This window comes from Heyndrickxia sp. NPDC080065 (assembly GCF_050281185.1).
In the GTDB taxonomy this organism is placed as follows: Bacteria; Bacillota; Bacilli; order Bacillales; family Bacillaceae_C; genus Heyndrickxia.
The window spans coordinates 114,127-138,355 of sequence record NZ_JBNNWS010000004.1 but is presented as its reverse complement, the minus strand read 5'-3'; the positions used below and the strand labels follow the sequence as shown (position 1 = coordinate 138,355).

The 24,229-nt window shown below is 34.8% G+C and carries 22 protein-coding genes; all 22 read left to right on the top strand.

All coding sequences use genetic code 11. From position 1 onward, the window contains the following. Window positions 1-3: 3 nt before the first annotated feature. The 22 genes from ACQKP0_RS05720 to ACQKP0_RS05615 all read left to right on the top strand — a co-directional run bounded on the left by ACQKP0_RS05720 (window position 4) and on the right by ACQKP0_RS05615 (window position 24,225). Window positions 4-306 (top strand): YlxQ family RNA-binding protein, encoded by a 303-nt coding sequence (locus ACQKP0_RS05720; RefSeq protein ID WP_427404850.1) that lies wholly within the window; start codon window positions 4-6, stop codon window positions 304-306. A gap of 22 nt (window positions 307-328) precedes the next feature. Then, window positions 329-2,533, top strand: coding sequence for a translation initiation factor IF-2 (gene infB / locus ACQKP0_RS05715; RefSeq protein WP_427404849.1), 2,205 nt, complete (start codon window positions 329-331; stop codon window positions 2,531-2,533). Further along, entirely contained in the window at window positions 2,530-2,808 is a 279-nt protein-coding gene (locus ACQKP0_RS05710; protein ID WP_427404848.1) for a DUF503 domain-containing protein, read from the top strand. The genes infB and ACQKP0_RS05710 overlap by 4 nt, the downstream gene beginning before the upstream one ends. Window positions 2,809-2,823: 15 nt before the next feature. After that, window positions 2,824-3,168, top strand: a complete 345-nt coding sequence (rbfA, locus tag ACQKP0_RS05705; RefSeq protein WP_427404847.1) for a 30S ribosome-binding factor RbfA — start codon at window positions 2,824-2,826, stop codon at window positions 3,166-3,168. A 241-nt stretch (window positions 3,169-3,409) separates the two neighbouring features. Next, window positions 3,410-4,318, top strand: coding sequence for a tRNA pseudouridine(55) synthase TruB (truB, locus tag ACQKP0_RS05700; protein ID WP_427404846.1), 909 nt, complete (start codon window positions 3,410-3,412; stop codon window positions 4,316-4,318). 55 nt (window positions 4,319-4,373) lie between these two features. Then, window positions 4,374-5,336: a bifunctional riboflavin kinase/FAD synthetase gene (gene ribF / locus ACQKP0_RS05695; RefSeq protein ID WP_427404845.1), complete on the top strand. Its 963-nt coding sequence runs from the start codon at window positions 4,374-4,376 to the stop codon at window positions 5,334-5,336. A gap of 122 nt (window positions 5,337-5,458) precedes the next feature. Next, entirely contained in the window at window positions 5,459-5,728 is a 270-nt protein-coding gene (gene rpsO, locus ACQKP0_RS05690; RefSeq protein ID WP_427405023.1) for a 30S ribosomal protein S15, read from the top strand. A gap of 260 nt (window positions 5,729-5,988) precedes the next feature. Beyond that, window positions 5,989-8,100, top strand: coding sequence for a polyribonucleotide nucleotidyltransferase (gene pnp, locus ACQKP0_RS05685; RefSeq protein ID WP_427404844.1), 2,112 nt, complete (start codon window positions 5,989-5,991; stop codon window positions 8,098-8,100). Window positions 8,101-8,276: 176 nt separating this feature from the next. Next, window positions 8,277-9,269: a polysaccharide deacetylase family protein gene (locus tag ACQKP0_RS05680; protein ID WP_427405022.1), complete on the top strand. Its 993-nt coding sequence runs from the start codon at window positions 8,277-8,279 to the stop codon at window positions 9,267-9,269. A gap of 55 nt (window positions 9,270-9,324) precedes the next feature. Further along, complete coding sequence (locus tag ACQKP0_RS05675; protein ID WP_427404843.1) at window positions 9,325-10,563, top strand: M16 family metallopeptidase; 1,239 nt, start codon at window positions 9,325-9,327, stop codon at window positions 10,561-10,563. A 135-nt stretch (window positions 10,564-10,698) separates the two neighbouring features. Beyond that, window positions 10,699-10,938 (top strand): YlmC/YmxH family sporulation protein, encoded by a 240-nt coding sequence (locus ACQKP0_RS05670; RefSeq protein ID WP_427404842.1) that lies wholly within the window; start codon window positions 10,699-10,701, stop codon window positions 10,936-10,938. Between the two features lie 360 nt (window positions 10,939-11,298). Continuing rightward, window positions 11,299-12,195 carry a dipicolinic acid synthetase subunit A gene (gene dpaA / locus ACQKP0_RS05665; protein WP_427405021.1) on the top strand — a complete coding sequence of 299 codons (897 nt, stop codon included), beginning with the start codon at window positions 11,299-11,301 and terminating at the stop codon, window positions 12,193-12,195. A gap of 2 nt (window positions 12,196-12,197) precedes the next feature. Continuing rightward, window positions 12,198-12,794 (top strand): dipicolinate synthase subunit B, encoded by a 597-nt coding sequence (gene dpaB, locus ACQKP0_RS05660; protein ID WP_427404841.1) that lies wholly within the window; start codon window positions 12,198-12,200, stop codon window positions 12,792-12,794. A 253-nt stretch (window positions 12,795-13,047) separates the two neighbouring features. Next, on the top strand, window positions 13,048-14,094 hold the full coding sequence (asd, locus tag ACQKP0_RS05655) for an aspartate-semialdehyde dehydrogenase (protein WP_427404840.1): 1,047 nt from the start codon (window positions 13,048-13,050) through the stop codon (window positions 14,092-14,094). A gap of 36 nt (window positions 14,095-14,130) precedes the next feature. After that, window positions 14,131-15,366: an aspartate kinase gene (dapG, locus tag ACQKP0_RS05650; RefSeq protein ID WP_427404839.1), complete on the top strand. Its 1,236-nt coding sequence runs from the start codon at window positions 14,131-14,133 to the stop codon at window positions 15,364-15,366. 13 nt (window positions 15,367-15,379) lie between these two features. Next, window positions 15,380-16,252: a 4-hydroxy-tetrahydrodipicolinate synthase gene (gene dapA / locus ACQKP0_RS05645; protein ID WP_427404838.1), complete on the top strand. Its 873-nt coding sequence runs from the start codon at window positions 15,380-15,382 to the stop codon at window positions 16,250-16,252. Between the two features lie 222 nt (window positions 16,253-16,474). Continuing rightward, the gene (locus tag ACQKP0_RS05640; protein WP_427404837.1) at window positions 16,475-16,996 is read left to right on the top strand and encodes a glycerol-3-phosphate acyltransferase; all 522 of its coding nucleotides are present in this window, start codon (window positions 16,475-16,477) and stop codon (window positions 16,994-16,996) included. A 15-nt stretch (window positions 16,997-17,011) separates the two neighbouring features. After that, the gene (locus tag ACQKP0_RS05635; RefSeq protein WP_427404836.1) at window positions 17,012-18,601 is read left to right on the top strand and encodes an aminotransferase class V-fold PLP-dependent enzyme; all 1,590 of its coding nucleotides are present in this window, start codon (window positions 17,012-17,014) and stop codon (window positions 18,599-18,601) included. 371 nt (window positions 18,602-18,972) lie between these two features. Beyond that, window positions 18,973-20,643, top strand: coding sequence for a ribonuclease J (locus ACQKP0_RS05630; RefSeq protein ID WP_427404835.1), 1,671 nt, complete (start codon window positions 18,973-18,975; stop codon window positions 20,641-20,643). A gap of 199 nt (window positions 20,644-20,842) precedes the next feature. Continuing rightward, window positions 20,843-21,577 carry a ClpP family protease gene (locus ACQKP0_RS05625; RefSeq protein ID WP_427405020.1) on the top strand — a complete coding sequence of 245 codons (735 nt, stop codon included), beginning with the start codon at window positions 20,843-20,845 and terminating at the stop codon, window positions 21,575-21,577. After that, window positions 21,574-21,783 (top strand): YlzJ-like family protein, encoded by a 210-nt coding sequence (locus ACQKP0_RS05620; RefSeq protein WP_427404834.1) that lies wholly within the window; start codon window positions 21,574-21,576, stop codon window positions 21,781-21,783. The genes ACQKP0_RS05625 and ACQKP0_RS05620 overlap by 4 nt, the downstream gene beginning before the upstream one ends. 114 nt (window positions 21,784-21,897) lie before the next feature. Next, window positions 21,898-24,225 carry a DNA translocase FtsK gene (locus tag ACQKP0_RS05615; protein ID WP_427404833.1) on the top strand — a complete coding sequence of 776 codons (2,328 nt, stop codon included), beginning with the start codon at window positions 21,898-21,900 and terminating at the stop codon, window positions 24,223-24,225. Window positions 24,226-24,229 lie beyond the last annotated feature (4 nt).

Sequence of the window (24,229 nt, the reverse complement as noted above, 5' to 3'; positions counted from 1 at the left end):
TTTATGACTGAATCTAAGGCATTATCACTCCTCGGACTAGCAAATCGAGCAAGGAAAGTAATATCCGGTGAAGAACTTGTAGTGAAGGAAATTAAAAATGGCCGTGCCAAGCTTGTATTGCTGTCTAAAGATGCATCTGAAAATACAGCAAAAAAAATACAAGATAAGTGTCAGTTCTATCAAGTTCCAATTAAATGGATAAGTAATAGAGAACTACTCGGAACTGCCATTGGAAAAGAATCGAGAGTTGTTGTGGCAATCATGGATTTAGGCTTTGCAAAGAAATTAGAAATATTGCTCTGCTAAAATCATTGTTGGGGGTGAACATATGAGTAAAATTCGTATCTACGAATACGCAAAAAAGCAAAATGTATCTAGCAAAGATATCATTTCAAAACTAAAAGAAATGAATGTTGAAGTAGCAAATCATATGTCTACAATTGATGGGGATGCTATAAATAAATTGGATAAGTTGTTTAATCAAAATAATAAGCAAACGAATTCCAATTCCAAAAGTGGTGGCGGGTCACATGGCCAACATCAAAATAAACAGCAGAATAAAAATAAACAAAAAGAAATGGAAGTTGAAGAGAGCCTCGTGAAAGAAACTATACAACCTAAACAAAAACCAAAACATAATGAAAAGAACAATAGTAAAAATGAAGCTATAAAAGAAAATAAAGGTTCAAACCAAAGAGGAAAACAAAAAAATAATAAAAATAATAATAGAAATAAACAAAAGTCGCAGCAACCAACTCAACCACCGAAGAAAAAAGAACTTCCAAGTAAAATTACTTTTAGCGGTTCATTAACTGTTGCAGAGCTTGCGAAAAAGCTTCACCGTGAACCATCTGAACTAATTAAAAAGCTATTTATGCTTGGTGTCGTCACGACTATAAATAATGAACTTGACAAGGATTCAATTGAATTAATTTGCAGTGACTATGGTGTTGAAGTTGAAGAAGAGATTCAAATTGATACAACTGATCTTGAGGTTTATTTTACTGAAGATACGGAAGAAAATCTAAATGAACGTCCTTCTGTTGTAACGATTATGGGGCATGTTGACCATGGTAAAACAACAACATTGGACTCTATTCGTAATACTAAAGTAACAGCTGGTGAAGCGGGTGGAATTACTCAACATATTGGTGCTTATCAGGTAGAAGTGAACGGCAAAAAAATCACTTTCTTAGATACACCAGGACATGCCGCATTTACAACTATGCGTGCACGTGGTGCACAAATAACTGATATTACGATTTTAGTTGTTGCAGCAGATGATGGTGTAATGCCTCAAACAATTGAAGCGATTAATCATGCGAAGGCTGCGAATGTTCCAATTATTGTTGCTGTAAATAAAATGGATAAGCCGACTGCAAACCCTGATCGTGTAATGCAAGAATTAACTGAGCATGGTCTTGTTCCTGAAGATTGGGGCGGCGATACCATTTTTGTTCCGATTTCAGCTAAAACTGGTGAAGGAATCGACAATTTACTTGAAATGATTCTTCTAGTAGGTGAAGTTGAAGAATACAAAGCAAACCCTAATAGAAATGCAATCGGTACGGTTATTGAAGCACAACTTGACAAAGGACGCGGATCTGTCGCTACTTTATTAGTTCAAAACGGTACTTTACGAGTTGGTGATCCAATAGTTGTGGGTTATACCTTTGGTCGTGTACGTGCAATGGTGAATGACCTAGGTCGTCGGGTGAAGGAAGCAGGTCCTTCAACACCGGTAGAAATTACAGGATTAAATGATGTTCCACAAGCTGGAGATCGATTTGTCGTATTTAATGATGAAAAAACTGCTCGACAAGTAGGGGAAGTACGAGCACAGCAAGCTGTACTAGCACAAAGAAACGAAACTGCCCGTGTTAGTCTTGATACCTTATTTGAGCAAATGAAGCAAGGCGAAATGAAGGACATCAATATTATCATTAAAGCAGACGTTCAAGGATCAGTTGAAGCATTAGCAGCTTCTTTACAAAAGATTGATGTTGAAGGTGTAAATGTAAAAATCATTCATACTGCTGTAGGTGGTATTAATGAATCTGACATCTCACTTGCAGCTGCATCGAATGCTATCGTAATCGGTTTTAATGTTCGCCCTGATGTAAATGCTAAACGTGCGGCTGAAGCTGAGAATGTAGATATTCGATTACACCGTATTATTTATAAAGTTATAGAAGAGATTGAGTCTGCAATGAAGGGTATGCTTGATCCTGAATTCTATGAAAAAATTATCGGCCAAGTAGAAGTACGTCAAACGTTTAAAGTATCAAAAGTCGGTACAATAGCAGGTAGTTATGTTACTGATGGGAAAATTACACGCGATAGCGGAATTCGTATTATTCGTAATAGTGTTGTGATTTTTGAAGGCGAAATTGATACATTAAAACGATATAAAGATGATGCAAAAGAAGTAAGCCAAGGCTATGAATGTGGAATTACCATTAAAAACTACAATGATTTAAAAGAAGGAGATATCATTGAAGCGTTTATAATGGAAGAAGTCGAGCGTGCATGATTGGCTATGTGGAATGTGAATTCCGCATTTTTGAAGCAAGATCGCTTAAAGATAAGAGAGCTGTCCTGCAAAGATCAATGACTCGTTTAAAGCAAAAATATAATGTTTCTGTAGCTGAGATTGGACATCAAGATATGTGGCAACGGACAAAGCTTGCAGTTGTCACAGTAGCTTCATCACAGCATGCTGCAGAAAGAGAATTGGAAAATACTCTAAAATTTTTAGATTCCTTTCCTGAATGGGAAAGATTAGAAACCATTTTTGAATGGTTGTAATGAGAGGTGTTATTCATGAGCCTGCGTGCAAATCGTGTCGGTGAACAAATGAAGAAAGAGCTTAGTGAAATAATCGGCCGTAAAATAAAAGATCCACGTATTGGCTTTGTTACTGTCACAGATGTACAAGTAACAGGAGATCTTCAACAAGCAACAGTTTATATTACTGTTCTTGGCGATGATAAACAAAAAGAAGGAACATTGAATGCTCTGGAAAAGGCGAAAGGGTTTATTCGTTCTGAAGTAGGTCAAAGAATTCGTTTGCGAAAAACACCGGAGCTTTCCTTTGCAATAGATGAATCTATTGATTACGGAAATCGAATTGAAACATTAATAAAAGAAATCAACACAGATAATTAAGTTCAGAATGGATAGACAACTTCGTCTATCCATTTTTTAAAGTTTTATAAAGCTCTTTTCTATAACTTAGTTGCTATTTGTAATAAAGTAAAAATCGGCAGTAGGATTTTTAAGGTTGTTTTTGCACTTATATAAAAAGTGTTGGATGAAGAAAAGAGCACGAAATCTATTTAATTAAGTATTGGAGCTATATACGAAAAGCAACAATCTTTACGAAAATAGCCTAAAAAGGAGTAATAAAATGGATGGTATTCTTCCTCTTTGGAAACCACAAGGTATGACTTCACATGATTGTGTTTTTAAAATAAGAAAGATATTGAAAATGAAAAAAGTAGGACATACTGGAACACTTGATCCTGATGTGACAGGTGTCCTGCCTATATGCTTAGGAAAAGCAACTAAAGTAGCTGAATATATTACGAATGCAGGAAAAGAGTATGTTGGTGAAGTTACCATCGGCTACTCAACAGCAACAGAGGATGCCAGCGGTGAAGTCATAGACGAAAAAACTATACAGAAACCGATTGATCGTAACCAAATAATAGAAACATTAAATTCACTTAAAGGTGAAATTCAGCAAACACCTCCAATGTACTCAGCAGTAAAAGTTAATGGGAAGCGATTATATGAGTATGCGAGAAAGGGAATTGAAGTAGAACGCCCAACAAGAGCTGTAAATATTTATGATATTGAATTACTTGATGATAGAACAATCTTTACAGGTAAAACAATTTCATTTCGTTTTCGTGTAAAGTGCAGCAAAGGAACATATATAAGAACCTTAGCTGTAACTATTGGTGAGAAATTAGGTTATCCCGCACATATGTCATTTTTGACGCGAATTTCCTCGGGATCTTTTACAAAAGATGATTGTTTAACATTTTCGGATATTGAAAATAGCATGGAAGAAGGAACTTTAGAGCATAAAATTTTGCCTATTGAAAGAGGACTTTTTTATTTGCCGAAACTAATGATTAATGATACATTAGCAGAGAAAGTGTTTAATGGTGCAGTTTTACCGAAGGACGATACATGGATTTACGGCAATCAAGAGGTTGCTTTCATCTATCAAAATCAAGTGATAGCTATTTACAAAATTCACCCGGAAAAACCCCATTTAATTAAACCTGTTAAAGTGCTCAGCAATTAATAGCAACTATTTTTGTGAAAACAGTTTGGATAACAGGAAGAAATAGGTGAGATAATTGAAGGTAATCACAATACATCATCCCCATACTTTTAAAAGTGAGGAATTTCCTCCTTTAGTCATTGCCCTAGGTTATTTTGATGGTATTCATTTAGGACACCAGAAAGTAATAAGCTCTGCTCGGCAAATTGCCGATCAAAAAAAATGGAAAAGTGCAGTTATGACTTTTGACCCGCATCCTTCTGTTGTTCTAAGTCAAAACCATAAACAAATTGAATTAATCACTCCATTAGAGGAAAAGAAAAATCTTGTTGAAGCAATGGGAATTGATTATTTATTTGTTGTTAGATTTACATCAAGCTTTGCTAATCTTTCGCCTGAAGAATATGTCGATCAATATCTTATTGGATTAAATGTCCATCATGTTGTAGCAGGCTTTGACTTTACATTTGGTAAATTTGGTAAAGGTACGATGGAAACATTACCTATATATTCAAAAGGCAAATTTACATGTTCCACTGTAGAAAAACTTGCAATTAATAGGGAAGAAGGAGAAGAAAAAGTGAGCTCAACGTTGACACGACAGTTATTAAATAATGGAGACATGAAAGAAGTTCGTCGTGTTCTAGGTCGATATTATCGAACAAAGGGCATCGTTATTCACGGTGAAAAAAGAGGAAGACAAATTGGTTTTCCAACTGCAAATATTAAGTTAAATAGCGATTATATCATTCCGAAACCAGGTGTATATGCAGTAAAAATAAAGGTAAATGGAACATGGTTTAACGGGGTTTGTAATGTTGGGTTTAAACCAACATTTAAAATGAAAGAAGACTATTCCTTAACGATTGAAGTACATATAATAAATTTTGATGATTCCATTTACGGTGAAGAAGTTTCGATTGAGTGGCATTTAAGAATTAGGGATGAAAAGAAGTTTGATGGTATTGACCAATTAAAGCAACAAATCGCAAAGGATACAGAGGAAACAATCAATTACTTTGAAAATATTGTGGAGTAGACTTGTTTTTTTTAGCAAAAAGTAGTATTCTATTACAGTGTAATGAACCTTTGCTTGGCAAGTCGAGTCACCGACGCTTGCTCAGTAACAGGGGATTATCTATTTTTTAGGAGGTGAAAAGGATGGCAATGACACAAGAACGCAAAAATGAAATTATTAATCAATTTAAAGTTCATGAAAGCGATACTGGATCTCCAGAAGTTCAAATTGCAATCCTTACAGAGGATATTAATAATTTGAATGAACATTTACGTACACATAAAAAAGATCATCATTCTCGTCGTGGTCTTATGAAAATGGTTGGTAAACGTCGTAACCTACTAACTTATCTACGTAATAAAGATGTTCAACGTTACCGTGAGTTAATCAACAAACTTGGCTTACGTCGTTAATTTAAAGCTGTCATTTAACAAAAGAAGCGGGATTTTTCCCGCTTTTTTGTTAGCATTAAAAGAATATCTATAGTTTTTCTGAAATAACAGTCATTTCAGGCAAAAAGTTACGGATAATAGTACATCTTTTTTGTTTACAATACATATTAAGTGAAAACATAAAAATAATAATTATTTTTAGTCAATATCGATGAAAAATTTTAATTTAAGCATTTTTTTATGAATGAAAAATGGATACATTAGACGAAAGGAGTTTTTATATGGAACAAAAGAAACAAGTTTTTTCCATTGATTGGGCTGGACGTGAACTTACTGTTGAAATAGGTCAACTTGCTAAACAAGCGAATGGTTCAGTTCTTGTGCGCTATGGAGATACAGCTGTTTTAAGTACTGCAACAGCATCTAAGGAACCAAAATCAGTAGATTTCTTTCCTTTAACCGTTAACTACGAAGAGCGTTTGTATGCTGTAGGAAAAATACCTGGAGGATTTATCAAAAGGGAAGGTCGTCCAAGTGAGAAAGCGATATTGGCCAGCCGATTAATCGACCGTCCAATAAGACCACTATTTGCAGATGGTTTTCGGAATGAAGTTCAAGTAGTAAGTATTGTAATGAGTGTAGATCAAGACTGCCCATCAGAAATGGCAGCAATGTTTGGTTCATCACTTTCATTATCTGTATCAAATATTCCATTTGAAGGACCGATTGCTGGAGTAATTGTTGGAAGGATCGATGGTGAATTTATTATTAATCCTACAGTTTCTCAAATGGAAAAAAGCGATATGCATTTAACTGTAGCTGGAACGAAGGATGCGATTAACATGGTGGAAGCTGGTGCCAATGAAGTACCAGAAGAAATCATGCTCGAAGCAATCATGTTTGGTCATGATGAAATTAAAAGACTAATCGCGTTCCAAGAAGAGATTGTATCAAAAGTCGGAAAAGAAAAAATGGAAGTAACTTTATACGAAATTGATGAATCATTGGAATCAGAAGTTCGCGCTATGTGTGAAGAAGATTTAATTAAAGCCATACAAGTTCAAGAAAAACATGCGAGAGAAGATGCGATCCAAGCAGTGAAAGCCCAAGTTATTGAGACTTTTGAAGGGCGTGAAGTGCTGGAAGAAGCTACATTAAAGCAAGTAAAAGAAATTTTAAATAAATTAGTTAAAGGTGAGGTTCGCCGTTTAATTACAGAAGACAAAATTCGTCCTGATGGTCGGAAGATCGATGAGATTAGACCTTTATCATCTGAAGTTAGTATCCTGTCAAGAACTCACGGATCGGGTCTATTTACACGTGGGCAAACTCAAGCTTTAAGTATTTGTACATTAGGTGCTTTAGGTGATGTTCAAATTTTGGATGGACTAGGAATCGAAGAATCTAAGCGTTTCATGCATCATTATAATTTCCCACAATTCAGTGTTGGGGAAACTGGCCCAATGAGAGGACCTGGTCGCAGAGAAATTGGCCATGGAGCATTAGGAGAGAGGGCACTTGAACCGATAATTCCAAGTGAACAACAATTTCCTTATACGATTCGTTTGGTTTCTGAGGTACTTGAATCTAATGGTTCTACATCTCAAGCAAGTATTTGTGCAAGTACATTAGCAATGATGGATGCAGGTGTTCCAATTAAGGCTCCTGTCGCTGGAATTGCAATGGGGCTTGTGAAATCAGGTGAACATTATTCCATTTTGACAGATATTCAGGGAATGGAAGATCATTTAGGTGATATGGACTTCAAGGTTGCAGGAACTTCTAAAGGTGTTACTGCTCTTCAAATGGATATTAAAATCGAAGGATTATCCAGACAAATTTTGGAAGAAGCATTACAACAAGCTAAGCAAGGACGCATGCAAATATTAGAGTCTATGATGGCTACTATTTCTCAGCCTCGTAGCGAGTTATCAACGTATGCACCAAAAATTCTTACTATGACTATTAATCCTGATAAAATTAGGGATGTAATAGGACCTAGTGGAAAACAAATTAATAAAATTATTGAAGAAACAGGCGTAAAAATTGACATCGAACAAGACGGAACCATCTTTATTTCAGCGACAGATGAAGAAATGAATAAAAAAGCGAAAAAGATTATTGAAGACATCGTCCGAGAAGTTGAAGTTGGACAAATTTACCTTGGAAAAGTCAAACGCATTGAAAAATTTGGTGCTTTTGTTGAAATTTTCAGTGGAAAAGATGGACTAGTTCATATTTCAGAGATTGCTGAGGAACGAGTTCGCAAGGTAGAGGATGTTTTGAAAATCGGTGATGAAATTCTCGTAAAAGTTCTTGAAATTGATAATCAGGGTCGTGTGAATCTTTCTCGGAAAGCTGTTTTAAAAGAACAAAAAGAAAACCAAGAGTAAGGCTCGTTTTACATTATTTTAAATAACAATATTCCAAAGGGTAAAAAGCCCAGAGTAAAGTCAGGAAATTACCTGGCTTTTTTAAATTCTCTCCAGATAGAAAATAGATATTATTGTTCTACCCTGTCCTTCTGATTCATATTTTTTAGAAGAGGGAGGATACGAGTGTGAATAAAATAAAAAACTTGATTGGATTAAGTTTGATTGCTATCCTTACATTGTTAATCGTTAATAATCCATTAACTGAAAGATATCTTTCTCAATTAAAAGCAGATTCTGGTTACATAGCCGCAGGACAAAACGTTTTATATAATCAAATTGTACAAGCGGCAGAAAAGTATTCGATTAAACCTCAGGATGCTAAAATTGATAGGGTTTGGAAAGCAATTCCGGGCTATAATGGTGTAAAGGTGGATATAAAGGCTTCATACAATAATATGAAAAAAGATAAGAACTTTGATGAAAATAAATTAGTATTTGAACAAATACCACCGAAAATACATTTAAAAGATTTGCCTCCTTCACCCTTATATCGTGGAAATCCTGATAAACCAATGGTTAGTTTTCTTATTAATGTTGCTTGGGGAAATGAATACTTGCCTTCAATATTAAAAACATTAAAAGAGAATAATATTCATGCAACATTTTTTCTTGAAGGCAGGTGGGTGAAAGAAAATCCTGAATTAGCAAGAATGATTGTTGATTCTGGCCATGAAGTAGGAAATCATTCATATACTCATCCTGATATGAAAACTCTTTCATCAGAGCGTGTACGTGAACAATTAATCAATACAAATCAAGTGATAAAGGCTACGACAGGTAAACAGGTTTATTTATTTGCGCCACCTAGCGGCGGTTACCGTGATGAAGTTGTGGATATCGCTCATTCGATGAATCTTCGTACTATTATGTGGAGTGTTGATACAATTGATTGGCAAAATCCAACTCCGGAAACGATCATAAATCGGGTAATACCAAAAGTACATCCTGGGGCATTAATTCTTATGCATCCAACTGAATCAACTTCAAAAGCATTAAAAACACTCATTATGGAAATAAAACGAAAACAGCTTAGAATTGGAACGGTATCAAAGTTAATGGATGAAGAACGGATTATTAAAGTGAATGATGGAAAAATAAATTTAGGAAAAGATAAAGATACTGAATAAGAAGTACCCGAAATAGCTTAAAGGTGCAAATACACCTAGCTTAGGAGGATAAACATTGATTAAGAAATATACATGTCAAAACGGACTAAGAATCGTACACGAAGAAATCCCAACTGTTCGCTCAGTTGCAATAGGAATATGGATTGGAACAGGTTCAAGAAATGAAGGGATAGAAATTAATGGGATATCCCACTTTTTAGAACATATGTTTTTTAAGGGAACTAAAACTAGAAATGCAAGAGAAATTGCTGAAGCTTTTGATTCAATTGGTGGACAAGTAAATGCTTTTACTTCAAAAGAGTATACATGCTATTATGCAAAAGTGTTGGATAACCATGCACAATTTGCACTTGATACTCTAGCAGATATGTTTTTTAATTCTACATTTGTAGAAGATGAACTAATTAAAGAAAAAAATGTTGTTTATGAAGAAATTAAAATGTATGAGGATACACCTGATGATATTGTACATGATCTTTTAAGTAAAGCGATTTATGAAAATCATCCATTAGGCTATCCTATTTTAGGAAAGGAAGAAACATTAGAGACTTTTACAGGACAAACATTAAAACAGTATATGCATGATATGTATACACCAGATCAAGTGGTTATTTCTGTAGCTGGAAATGTTAAAGATTCTTTTATTCAACAAATAGAATCATTATTTGGATCATATAGTGGCGGCAATAAAACAAGAACCGAAAATATTCCAACCTTTCACAAAAGTCATTTAGTTAGAAAAAAAGAGACTGAGCAAGCACATTTGTGTTTAGGTTTCGAAGGTTTACCTATTGGACATTCCGATATTTATGATTTAATTGTTCTAAATAATATTTTAGGTGGAAGTATGTCCTCAAGATTATTTCAAGAAGTTCGTGAACAAAGAGGTCTTGCCTACTCCGTCTTTTCATACCATTCGTCATTTAAAGATACGGGTTTAGTAACAATATATGCTGGAACTGGTGCGAAACAATTGAATCAATTATTTGAAACCGTCGAATCGACTTTGGACAGTTTAAAAAGAACTGGCGTAACAAGTAAAGAGGTACAAAATTGCAAAGAGCAGCTAAAAGGAAATTTAATGCTCAGCCTAGAAAGTACAAATAGTAGAATGAGTCGAAACGGTAAAAATGAATTGTTGTTAGGGAAGCATCGTTCACTTGATGATATTGTGGAAGAAATTGATAACGTGACAATTGATAATGTTAATCGTTTATCCCAGAAAATATTTACCTCCAAATTTTCAGTAGCCTTAGTAAGTCCAGATGGAAAATTACCAAAAAATTTAATTTAGTCCCGAATCCAGGGACTTTTTTTATTTTATTTTTTTACAGTGCCACTTTTCTAATCTTCTATGTTTATAAGCCTACGTTCTAAAAATAACTGACAAGCGTACATTGTTAATAGGAAGAGAAAAGGGGGCTCATTCATGCGGTTAAGTGAATTAAGCGGCAAGGAAATTGTAGATTTTAAAAAAGCAGAAAGATTAGGCGTTTTAGGTCATACTGACTTAGAATTTAACGAAAAATCTGGACAAATTCATTCATTGATCATTCCTACAGGAAAATGGATGAGAAAACAAAGCAATGAAATCAGAGTGCCTTGGCAACAAATTCGTACAATTGGTTCGGAAATGATTATTCTGGAAGTACCTGAAAATAATTATTAATGGCTCTTTTTTGAAACATTGCTGCTTTCTGCAACAAAGTAAAAATCGGCTGAGATTTTACGAAGTAAATATCTAGTAGGATTTTTACGGTTATTTACTACTTTCATAATGAGTATGGGATGATGAAAAGAGCACGAAGCCTATTTATATAAGGATTGTAGCTATTTACGAAAAGCAACAATCTATGCGAAAACAGCCTTATTAATAAAGTCTATTTTAATTCACATACAAACTATTTCCTCTAAGATTGGCTCTTTGCCAATCTTTTTTTATTTTATGGATAAATCACCTAATCCTCGTGTCTTACATAAGATGTGAAAGTGATAACCGTAATCATCATTAAAGAAGGTGACGATATTGATGTTGACAGGATTGCAGATTGCCGTAATTGGAGGAGATGCTCGTCAGCTAGAGGTAATCCGCAAGTTAGCAGAATTAGACGCAAGACTGTCTTTAATTGGTTTTGAACAATTAGATCATGTGTTTTCCGGAGTTTATAAAGAAAAGCTTAGTGAAATTAATTTTAGTGAAGTTGATGCAATTATTTTACCTGTAACAGGTACAAATCCCGAAGGACAGGTAGATACAATTTTTTCAAACGAGGAAGTTATTTTAACAGAAGATATTATATTAAAAACTCCTGCCTACTGTACGATTTATTCAGGCATTAGTAATCCTTATTTAGACAATATAACGAAAAAAGCCAATCGAAAATTAGTGAAATTATTTGAACGTAATGATGTAGCTATCTATAATTCAATCCCTACTGTTGAAGGAACCATCATGATGGCTATACAGCATACAGAGTTTACTATACATGGATCCAATGTTGCCGTACTCGGTTTAGGAAGAGTTGGAATGAGTGTAGCAAGAGCCTTTCATCATTTAGGTGCAAAAGTAAAAGTAGGGGCTAGGAAAACAGAGCATCTCGCCAGAATTGCAGAGATGGGTTTAAAACCATTCCATTTAAACGATTTAGATATTGAAGTAAAAGATTTGGATATATGTATCAATACTGTACCACATTTAATCGTAAATGCGGCTATTATACAAAAAATGCCACCACATACATTAATAATAGATTTAGCATCTAAGCCGGGAGGAACAGATTTCCGCTATGCAGAGAAGAGGGGAATTAAAGCATTGTTGGCGCCAAGCCTGCCAGGAATTGTCGCACCAAAAACTGCAGGTCAAATCCTTGGAAATGTTCTTACACAGTTGTTAGAAGATGATGTTTTAAAAAGGAAGGAGAAATGAAAATGAGCTTAGAAGGAAAAAGAATTGGTTTTGGATTAACTGGATCTCATTGTACGTATGATGCTGTTTACCCAGAAATAAAAAAATTAGTAGCGGTAGGTGCAGAGGTAATTCCAGTAGTAACCTTTACTGTAAAAAATACCGAAACAAGATTTGGAAAAGGTGAAGATTGGATTGCCAAAATTGAAGAGGTAACAGGTAGAAAAGTGATTGATTCAATTGTAGATGCGGAGCCGCTAGGTCCAAAGCTCCCACTTGATTGTATGGTGGTTTCACCTCTCACCGGAAACTCGATGAGTAAAATGGCTAATGCACTAACTGATTCTCCTGTATTAATGGCGGCTAAAGCGACATTGAGAAATTCAAAACCAGTAGTTTTAGGAATTTCTACAAATGATGCACTCGGATTAAATGGGGTTAATTTAATGAGATTAATGGCAACAAAAAATATATTTTTCATTCCATATGGGCAAGATGATCCTGTAAATAAACCGAATTCAATGGTTGCAAGAATGTCAGCTTTACAAGATACGGTGGAAGCAGCCATTGAAGGAAGACAGTTCCAGCCCGTCATAGTTGAACGATTTAGAGATGAATAGGTAGCAAGAAAGCATAATTTGTTACTAATGGTAGATGGGTTAAGAAAGGTCATCATGGATTGAGGGGATTGGCAAATCGTCCGATATCTTCCAATCCTATTTCACATCGAATTTCTTAGAGCCAGTTACATCCTCCTCTTTTACTAATTTAATAGAAAAAAGTATAGAAACAGCTATATATATGATAAAATAAAGTTTATCATTGTATAGATGATTGGCTAGGTTATTTGTAAATTTGGAAGGGGAATGTTTTATGGCAACAACAGGTTTTCATATTGCTGTAGTAGGTGCAACTGGTGCAGTTGGCCAACAAATGATTCGTACATTAGAAAAAAGAGACTTTCCTATACGGAAGCTAACACTTTTATCTTCATCACGATCTGCAGGCAGTGTATTAAAATATAAAGGTGAAGATATTGTTGTCCTTGAAGCGAAGCCTGAAAGCTTTGAAGGTGTGGATATTGCCCTTTTTAGTGCGGGTGGAAATATTTCGAAATTATTTGCTCCTGAAGCCGTAAAACGTGGAGCAATTGTCATAGATAATACTAGTGCATATCGCATGGATCCTGAAGTACCACTAGTAGTACCAGAAGTAAATGAAGAGGATTTAAAGCTTCATAATGGAATTATCGCAAATCCTAATTGTTCTACAATTCAAATGGTCGTAGCATTACAACCAATCCGAAAGGCTTTTGGGCTGCATAAAGTGATTGTATCCACATATCAAGCGGTTTCTGGAGCAGGAGCTGCAGCCATTGAGGAATTAAAAAATCAAACTAAATCAATTATTGATGGAAATCCTTTCGAACCTAAAGTATTGCCTGTAAAAGGCGACAAAAAACATTATCAAATTGCTTTTAATGCTGTTCCTCAAATTGATAAATTTGAAGAGAACGGTTATACATTTGAAGAAATGAAAATGATAAATGAAACAAAGAAAATCATGCATATGCCTGACTTAAAAGTTGCCGCTACTTGTGTAAGATTGCCAATAAAAACTAGTCATTCAGAATCTGTGTACTTTGAACTAGATAAAGAAGGTATAAATGTAGATGGCATTCGTACAGTATTAAAAGATGCTGAAGGAGTTACTCTACAAGATAATCCAGAAGAGCAGCTATACCCAATGCCTGCAATTGCTGTTGGGAAAAGTGATGTTTTTGTAGGAAGAGTACGCAAAGATTTGGATGATGAAAAAGGCTTTCATATGTGGGTTGTATCGGATAATTTATTAAAGGGTGCTGCATGGAATTCAGTACAAATTGCTGAAAGTTTAATAAAGCTCGGATTAGTAAAATAAATACATTATTTTTATGTAACTTCAAGAGGTGCTAAGATGAAACTGATTGTGCAAAAATTTGGTGGTACATCAGTACGAGATGAAGAAAGTCGATTATATGCTTTAAAACATATTGAGCATGCTTTAAATGATGGATACAAAGTTGTTGTAGTAGTATCGGCAATGGGTAGAAAAGGCGACCCATATGCAACAGATACATTATTATCAATGGTAAATGGTTCCAATACTCAACTGAATAAAAGAGAACAGGATTCGTTGTTGTCTTGCGGTGAGCTCATTTCAAGCTTGGTATTTTCGAATATGTTATTGGAAAAAGGGATCAAGGCAACAGCACTAACGGGTGCGCAAGCAGGTTTCAAAACAAATTCGGAACATACCAATGCAAAAATTATCAATATGAAATGTGACCGTGTAATTCGAGAACTAAAATTATATGATGTTGTCGTTGTTGCTGGATTTCAAGGGGCCGCACCTAACGGCGATATGACTACAATTGGACGTGGTGGAAGCGATACATCTGCGGCAGCATTAGGAGTGGCATTAAATGCCGAATGGATTGATATTTTTACTGATGTAGAAGGGATCATGACCGCAGATCCGAGAATAGCTCATAATGCACGACGTTTGCCAGTGGTTACTTATACTGAGGTATGCAATATGGCTTATCAAGGAGCTAAAGTGATCCATCCTCGTGCGGTAGAAATCGCAATGCAAGCTAAAGTGCCAATTAGAATTCGTTCAACCTACTCTGACGATTTAGGTACGTTAGTAACATCTGTTAATCGCCAAAATAATGGAACTGATTTAATAAGGGAACGCCTTGTAACAGGTATTGCTTATTTACCGAAGGTTTCACAAATTAAAGTAATAGCTAAAGACGGTCAATATAACTTGCAATCCGAAGTGTTTAAAGCAATGGCGAATGAAAATATTAGTGTTGACTTTATCAATATTTCGCCAACAGGTGTCGTTTATACAGTTGCTGAAGAGTTAATCGAGAAGGCTGTCTTTGTTTTAAGGGAACTTGGACATGAACCAATGATTGAACGTGATTGTGCAAAGGTATCTGTAGTAGGAGCAGGAATTTCTGGTGTCCCAGGTGTTACCTATAAAATTGTCTCTGCACTGTCTGAAAAGGGAATACGAATACTTCAGTCTGCAGATAGCCATACAACCATATGGGTTTTAGTTAAAGAAGAAGATTTAGTTGAAGCAGTCAATGCATTACATGATGCATTTAACCTTCAGGAAGAATTATCAAGTGTTAAGTAAGGAGTGAGAAAATATGACTCATTTTGGCCGAATTTCAACCGCAATGGTCACCCCTTTTGATAATAAAGGGAATATTGATTTTCAGAAAACTAGTCAATTGGTTGAGTATTTAATTGAAAATGGAACAGATTCACTCGTCGTTGCAGGGACGACTGGTGAATCTCCTACTTTAACAACAGAGGAAAAAGTTGCTCTTTTTAAACACGTTGTAAAAATAGTAAATGGTAGAATTCCTGTAATTGCAGGTACCGGCAGCAACAACACATATGCATCTATTGAATTAACGAAAAAGGCTGAGAGTGCCGGTGTAGATGCAATTATGATTGTTGCTCCTTATTATAATAAGCCAAATCAGGAAGGGATTTTTCAACATTTTAAAATGATTGCAGAATCCACTTTATTGCCAATAATGGTTTATAATATTCCTGGTCGTTCCGTTGTAAATATTCTTCCTGAAACGATCATAAGACTTGCTGAGATTCCAAATATTGTTGCCGTTAAAGAAGCAAGTGGTGACTTAGATGCAATGACCGAAATTATTTCTAAAACGAGTGATGATTTTAAATTGTACAGCGGAGATGACGGTATAACATTGCCGGTATTATCTATAGGAGGACAAGGAATCGTATCTGTTGCTTCCCATATTATTGGGAATGATATGCAAGAAATGATACAAGCATTTTTTGACGGAAGTCCTGAAAAAGCAGCTAAAATTCATCAAAAGCTCTTGCCAGTTATGAAAGGTTTATTTAAAGCACCGAATCCTGTTCCAGTTAAAACGGCACTACAATTAAAAGGGATGGATGTAGGTTCTGTTAGACTTCCGCTAATCCCACTTACAGAAGAGGAACGAAATATACTTTCAAATTTAGTGAGAAGTATATAAACCATTAGGACTGATAAAAAAAATCAGTCCTTTTTTCTTAGGAATTGTTCAAATTTCTGAAAATAATGGTAATATAGATACATATAGGTAGTTTTCGAATAAATTGATAAAATCTTAATGACGATTTTTTTACATATTTTTAATAACAATATAGTTTACGAAAAAAGCGTACATATAATATTGTAGAGGAAGATATTTTTGCAAACGGTTTTCATTTACATTATGGCATATATTTGCGGGCAAATTTTATCCGCCCATATTGTTGGAAAAATTTTTTATCAAAAGAATGTTTTTCAAGAAGGCAGCGGTAATCCAGGAGCAAGAAATGCAGGAAGGTCCTTCGGAAAATTAGGATTTTTACTCGTTTTAGTCGGAGATATGTTAAAAGCATTTTTAGTTTGTTGGTTAACGGATTTGTATGGTTTTGACATACTTGGACAAACAATCGCTTTTGGTTTAGTAATTATAGGTCATATGTTTCCGTTTATCTATAAATTTAAAGGGGGAAAAGGGGTAGCTTCCTTTATTGGAGGCTTGTTATATATATCCCCTTACACAACTTTTAGTTTTATTGGTGTGTTTTTAATAATATTCCCATTCATTAAGTCATTTACTAAATCTGGTCTTATTTCTATTATGACAGTACCGTTTTTTTTATATTTATTTGAAAGCAATATACGGGTAAGCATGATTATTGCCATAATTGCAATCATGATTATTTTGAGACATAGAGAAAAAAAGTAATTGTGGGGGATGAAAATGAGTTTTATTGTTAAAATGGCTAGAGATAAAGAGGAATTTGACCAAATATTTGATTTAAATTATGAAACGTTTGTAGAAGAAATTCCACAGCACCAAATGAATGACAAAAAAAAGCTTTTAGATCGTTTTCATTCTGAAAATGAATATATTATTTGTAAAGAAAATTCTGAAGTAATTGGCATGATGGCCGTTCGTGACGTTCGTCCCTTTTCATTAGATGAAAAACTAGGTACGATTGAGTTGCATTTAGACATTACATTTTCCAAACCTTGTGAGGTTCGATTGTTAGCGGTTAAGAAAAACTATCGTAATGGACGAGTTTTTGCCTCACTAACTGGTGGATTAATTCGTTATTGTTTACAAAAAGGACATGATATCGCTTTTATTTCTGGCACAACACGTCAAAGCAAATTATACCGCCATTTAGGCTTCACGCCTTTTGCCCATTTGGTTGGTAAAGGAGATGCTTTGTTTCAACCTATGTATTTAACAAAAGAAACATTTTTAACTAGTGAAAATTTAAAAGCGATTTCCCATCTTTCATCGTTTTTACCTGGTCCAGTCACTATAGATGATAATGTACAAGCCGCTTTCGATTACCAACCAATTTGGCACCGTTCAGAGGAGCATAAATCCGTTGTTGATTCGGTATATAAGAAATTAAAAGAAATGACAAATACTAATCATGTTGTCGTTCTTACTGGAACTGGAACATTAAGTAATGATGCAGTTTCTGCCCACTTAGCCGGATTAGGAACAAACGGCTTAATTTTATCTAATGGAGAATTTGGTGAGAGATTAGTTGACCATGCAAAGCGATTTCAACTACAATTTGATCATCTGTCTTATAAGTGGGGGAATACATTCCAATTAAAAGAAATTGAAGAAAAATTAATAAGCAAAAAATATGATTGGTTATGGTTTGTTCATTGTGAAACATCAACAGGAATGCTTAATGACTTTGAAGCCATTCAGGAATTAGGAAAACGATACTCTATCAAAATATGTGTTGATGCAATTAGTTCTATTGGTGCAGTTCCTTTAAATTTTGAATCGATATATTTAGCTACTGGTGTATCTGGAAAAGCTATCGGAGGTTATACAGGTTTATCTTTTGTCTTTTTTTATAAATTAGAAAATACTTTATTCCCTGTTCCTAGATATCTTGATATCATGTACTATCAAAAAAGCATGGGGATTCCGTTCTCCCAAAACTCGAACTTATTTTATGCTTTAAACAATGCTCTTAACAAATTTTCTAATCCTGATTATTTAGATGAAAGAAAATCTTTCTTTATGCAAGCATTCGAGCTTTTTAAGAATAAGGACTTTTCATTTGTCGTTGATGAACAACATTCTTCTCCATGTGTTATTACAATAAAATTACCGGAGAATTTCTCCTCACTTGCATTTGGAGAAGATTTATATTTAAATGGTTATTTAGTACATTATCGAAATCGGTATTTAGTTGAAAAAAACTGGCTTCAAATTGCTTTAATGAATTCAAACAATGATATAAAGGAATTACATAAGTTAATATATTTAATGGAGCTGTTACAGAAAGATCAATTTATTTCCATTAATTAAAATAGATTCTTTTCATATCAACACGAAAACAGCTTTAATAAAATATATACCTTCTAAGATGAGGGTGTCCCAAAAGTAAGCATTAGACACCAGACTTCAATTTATAGGAGCTATCGTTAGAAGTTGAAACCTATATATTGAAATTGACTGTGGTGCAAGATGCTTTGGGGGCACCCCTATATTTTTAATAGTGGTATTAGCAACAGGAAGGATCGAACTCAGTTTTAATTGGCATAAAAACTTCCCTATTAAATAAACAGGGAAAAATATTTACGACATAAACGTTACAATAGATTGATGTATAAATTCATCTTCGATTATAATGAAGATAACTGATGTAGATCGGAAATACAGCATGGGAGGAACAAGATTTGGAAAAGAAAAAAAATGAATTGATAAAAATTATACCCCTTGGAGGAGTAGGGGAAATTGGAAAGAATATGTATGTAATTGAGGTAGACGAAGACATATTTGTAATTGATGCGGGACTGATGTTTCCAGAAAATGAAATGTTAGGAATCGATATTGTCATCCCTGATAGTACATATTTGGAATATAATAAAGATCGGGTTAAGGGAATATTTCTAACACATGGACATGAGGATGCTATTGGTGCACTTCCATATATTTTAATGAAGATAAACGTTCCAGTATATGGAACGAAGTTGACGGTTGCTTTAGCTAAAGAAAAGTTAAAAGAGGTGAAAATTAAGCGTCAAATTGAATTTGTCACCATTCATTCTGATACAGTTTTGCAATTTGATTCGGCTGAACTCAGCTTTTTTAAGACAACCCATAGTATTCCTGATTCAGTTGGTGTTTGTATCCATACATCTGAAGGAAATATCGTTCATACCGGTGATTTTAAGTTTGATCAAGGTGTTCAAGGCCCCTATCAATCTGAAATTGGAAAAATGGCTAACATCGGAAACGAGGGTGTGCTTTGTTTACTATCAGATAGTACTGAAGCGGAAAGTCCAGGCTATGCAATATCTGAAACAGTGGTTGCTAATCATATGTCTACTGCCTTTCATTCTGCGAAAGGGAGAATTATATTAGCGTGTTTTGCTTCAAATTTATTACGTATTCAGCAGGTGTTCAAGGCTGCTCATGAGAATGGCAGAAAGGTAGCAGTTGTTGGTAAGAGCTTAGAAAGAATATATGATATTGCTTTAAAACTTGGATATTTACAAATTGAATCAGAAGATTTAATTATACCAGTACAGGACATCGATCAATATGAAAGCGATAAAATTGTTATACTTGCAACTGGAAATCAAGGCGAACCATTTGTTGTATTGCAAAAAATGGCAAAGCGATCTCATAAGCATGTTAATATTGAAAAAGGTGACACAGTAATTATTACTGCTAGTCCTTCTCCAGGTTTAGAATTATATATGTCGAAAACGATAGATATGCTTTATCGTGCAGGGGCAACTGTATTATCAGGCTCAAATAAAGTACATGTTACTGGGCATGGCATGCAAGAAGATTTGAAATTAATGTTGAATTTAATGAAACCAAGATACTTTATCCCTGTTCAGGGAGAATACCGTATGTTAATTGCACATGGAAAGCTTGCCACACAAGTAGGCATATCGCAAGATCGCATCTTTATCCCTGGTAAAGGGGATGTAATTGAATATAAAAATGGGAAAATGAGCATAGGTGGAAGAGTTCCTTCTGGTAATGTATTAATTGATGGGATCGGTGTTGGCGATGTCGGCAACATAGTCTTACGAGATCGTAGACTATTATCTCAAGATGGAATTCTCATTGTCGTTGTTACATTAAACAAAGTAAAAAAATCCATCGCATCAGGTCCAGAAATCATATCGCGCGGCTTTGTTTATGTAAGAGAATCAGAACAATTAATGGGTGAATCAACGAAGCTTGTCCGTGAAATTGTTGAAAGAAATATGTCAAAGGATGCATTCGATTGGTCTAGTATTAAACAAGATATACGTGATCAATTAAATTACTTCTTATATGAAAAAACGAAACGTCGGCCAATGATACTTCCAATCATTATGGAGGTATAAAAAGAAATAAAAGAGAAAACAGGTGTTCCTATTAAAGGACACCTGTTTTTTGCTTATAATGCATTCTAATAAATGAATGAAAAAAGCCTGACAGTGGATACTATTAATAAACTATTTAATAAGCAATTAGAAATTGTATTTCCAATAATTTGTAAATTGCAATTAATAAAGGAGATTTGAGATGGAAAAAGATATTCGAATGGAGCAGCCATCACCTGAAAAGCAAGATGAGAATAAGGAAAATAAATCTGAAATAATTGATAAAATACAACAGCTGGGCCAAACAAATGTCCCACAATTATCACAAGATACAAATATACACTGTTTAACAATTGTGGGACAAATTGAGGGACATATTCAACTGCCGCCTCAAAATAAAACGACTAAATATGAGCATGTCATTCCTCAAATCGTTGCAATTGAACAAAATCCTAAAATAGAAGGCCTTCTAGTCATATTAAATACAGTTGGAGGAGATGTAGAAGCGGGACTAGCTATATCAGAAATGCTTGCCTCCTTATCTAAACCAACAGTTTCTATTGTGCTTGGAGGGGGGCATTCTATTGGTGTACCAATTGCAGTATCCTGTGATTATTCATTTATTGCTGCGACGGCTACAATGACGATTCATCCGATTCGTTTAACAGGACTAGTGATCGGTGTACCTCAAACCTTTGAATATCTTGATAAAATGCAAGAAAGAGTAATAAACTTCGTTAAACAACATTCGAAAATTGACGAAGAAGTATTTAAGGAATTAATGTTTGCTAAAGGAAATCTAACAAGAGACATTGGGACAAATGTAATTGGGGACGACGCTGTAAAATCGGGATTAATCGATGAAGTGGGAGGAGTAGGGAAAGCATTGAAAAAATTAAATGAATTAATAAAGCTAAATAAAACTCAAAACAGTTCGGAAGGTATTATTCAATGATTCTATATACTATAATCCCACATGATTTGGTTTTCCCAATAGACAGCAGTGAATTCTCTAATTATAAGGAAATTATGTATAATGGTATTCCAATACTAGTGGAACAAATGGAAAATAATTATCGAGTAGTACGAGTATTAAGCAGTAATCCCGTCGATTTCTTGAGGGGCGACATAACTCCTGGTCAGATGATATCATTTTACTAGAGAAATTCCCGTTCGATAGAAGGTTATGCTATAATAAGGAAAAAAGTAAGCAGCCAGTATTGGCTGCTTCCTTCTTATTTACATTAATTTAAGGTATTCGTGAGGGTGAAATAAATGGCGAAAAGAAAGAGGCGGAGCAAGAAATCTGAGCAAATAAAAACAAATATCCGATTTGAATTAGTAGGGATAATATTAATCGCTCTTAGTTTAATTTCAATTATTAAGCTTGGAGCAGTTGGTAAAGCATTTGTGTACTTTTTTCGTTTTTTTCTTGGAGAATGGTACATGATCGCTTTAGTCTGTTTGATTTGGTTAGCTGTTTATTTAATGATTAAGAGAGGCTGGCCGTACTTTTTTGGACGAAGGTTATGTGGAATATATATTTTTATTATAAGCTTATTACTATTAAGTCATGTAAAGTTATTCGAATTATTAACTCGCTCGGGACATATAAAAAATCCAAGTGTAATTCAGAGTACTTGGGAACTTTTTTGGCAAGAAGTAAGAGGAGAAACCTCATCTCCAGATATGGGAGGTGGAATAATTGGTGCTGTTCTTTTTGCTGTTTCCCATTTTCTATTTGATTCATTAGGTACAAAAATCCTATGTATTGTTTTAATGATGATTGGGTTTGTCCTCATTACCGGAAAATCATTTGGAGTTCTATTTGAAAAAATAGGCCATCGAATGAAGGAGTTTGCAAATCAGCAGTGGGAAGCATCAAAACAAGATTTACAAGGCTGGAAAAATGATCGAAAAGAAAAAAGAGAAAAGAAACGATTAGAAGCAAATATACATAATAAAGCTGAACAGAATCATTCTTTAGTAGAACCGGAAAAAGAAAAAGAATTAAAACCTATTATCTCCAGTTTTACTGAAAGAACATTTACTCCTAATGAAGAAGAAAAAATAATTCAACTACCTGAAGATAACCCAAAAGTAACTCCGCAAACAAATCATAAAGCAATTGAAGATGATGGTGCTCCAAATATTACTTTTACAGAGGTGGAAAATGAGGCATATCAACTACCTCCAATCACTTTATTAAAGAGACCGAAGGCAACCGATCAAAGTAGTGAGTACAATTTAATTCATGCAAATGCAGCAAAACTTGAGCGTACCTTTCAAAGCTTTGGAGTGAAAGCTCGGGTTACTCAGGTACATCTTGGTCCAGCAGTAACAAAATATGAGGTACATCCAGATGTTGGGGTTAAGGTAAGTAAAATTGTTAGTTTAAGTGATGATATTGCATTAGCGCTTGCTGCTAAAGACATTCGAATGGAGGCACCTATTCCTGGGAAATCTGCCATTGGTATAGAAGTGCCAAATTCCGAAGTGGCTGTTGTATCACTCCGTGAAGTTTTAGAACCAAAGGAATTAGATAAACCCGAATCAAAATTACAAATTGGCTTGGGCAGGGATATTACTGGTGAAGCAGTTCTAGCTGAGCTAAATAAAATGCCTCATTTACTTGTAGCAGGTGCCACAGGCAGCGGTAAAAGTGTATGTATAAATGGCATCATCACTAGTATTTTAATGAGAGCCAAACCACATGAAGTGAAATTAATGATGGTAGATCCTAAAATGGTAGAATTAAATGTATATAATGGTGTTCCACATTTATTGGCTCCAGTCGTAACCGATGCAAAAAAGGCATCACAAGCATTAAAAAAAGTGGTAAGTGAAATGGAACGCCGTTATGAATTGTTTTCGCATACTGGAACAAGAAATATTGAAGGTTATAATGAGCATGTGAAAAAACATAATGTTGAAACTGGTGAAAAACAACCACTATTACCATATATTGTAGTTATTGTGGACGAGCTTGCAGATTTAATGATGGTAGCATCTAATGATGTAGAGGATTCAATAACAAGACTAGCTCAAATGGCTCGTGCAGCTGGTATTCATTTAATTATTGCAACTCAACGACCTTCCGTAGATGTAATTACGGGGGTCATTAAAGCGAACATTCCTTCAAGAATCGCCTTTGCTGTCTCATCCGCAACGGATTCCCGAACCATTCTTGATATGGGAGGAGCTGAAAAGCTCTTAGGAAGAGGTGATATGCTCTTTCTTCCTGTTGGTGCATCTAAACCAGTTCGTGTTCAAGGGGCATTTTTATCTGATGAGGAAGTTGAAGAAGTGGTAGACTTTGTCATCTCTCAACAAAAAGCACAATATCAAGAAGAAATGATTCCAGACGATGTTCCAGAATTGGTTGAAGAAGTAGATGACGAATTGTATGATGATGCGGTTCAGCTAATTGCTGAAATGCAAACAGCTTCTGTATCAATGCTACAACGTCGTTTTCGCATTGGCTATACAAGAGCCGCAAGATTAATTGATGAAATGGAAGTTAGGGGAGTAGTGGGTCCTTATGAAGGAAGCAAACCTCGTGCCGTTCTCGTTCCAAAACCATCAGAAGAACAAACATCATAAGATT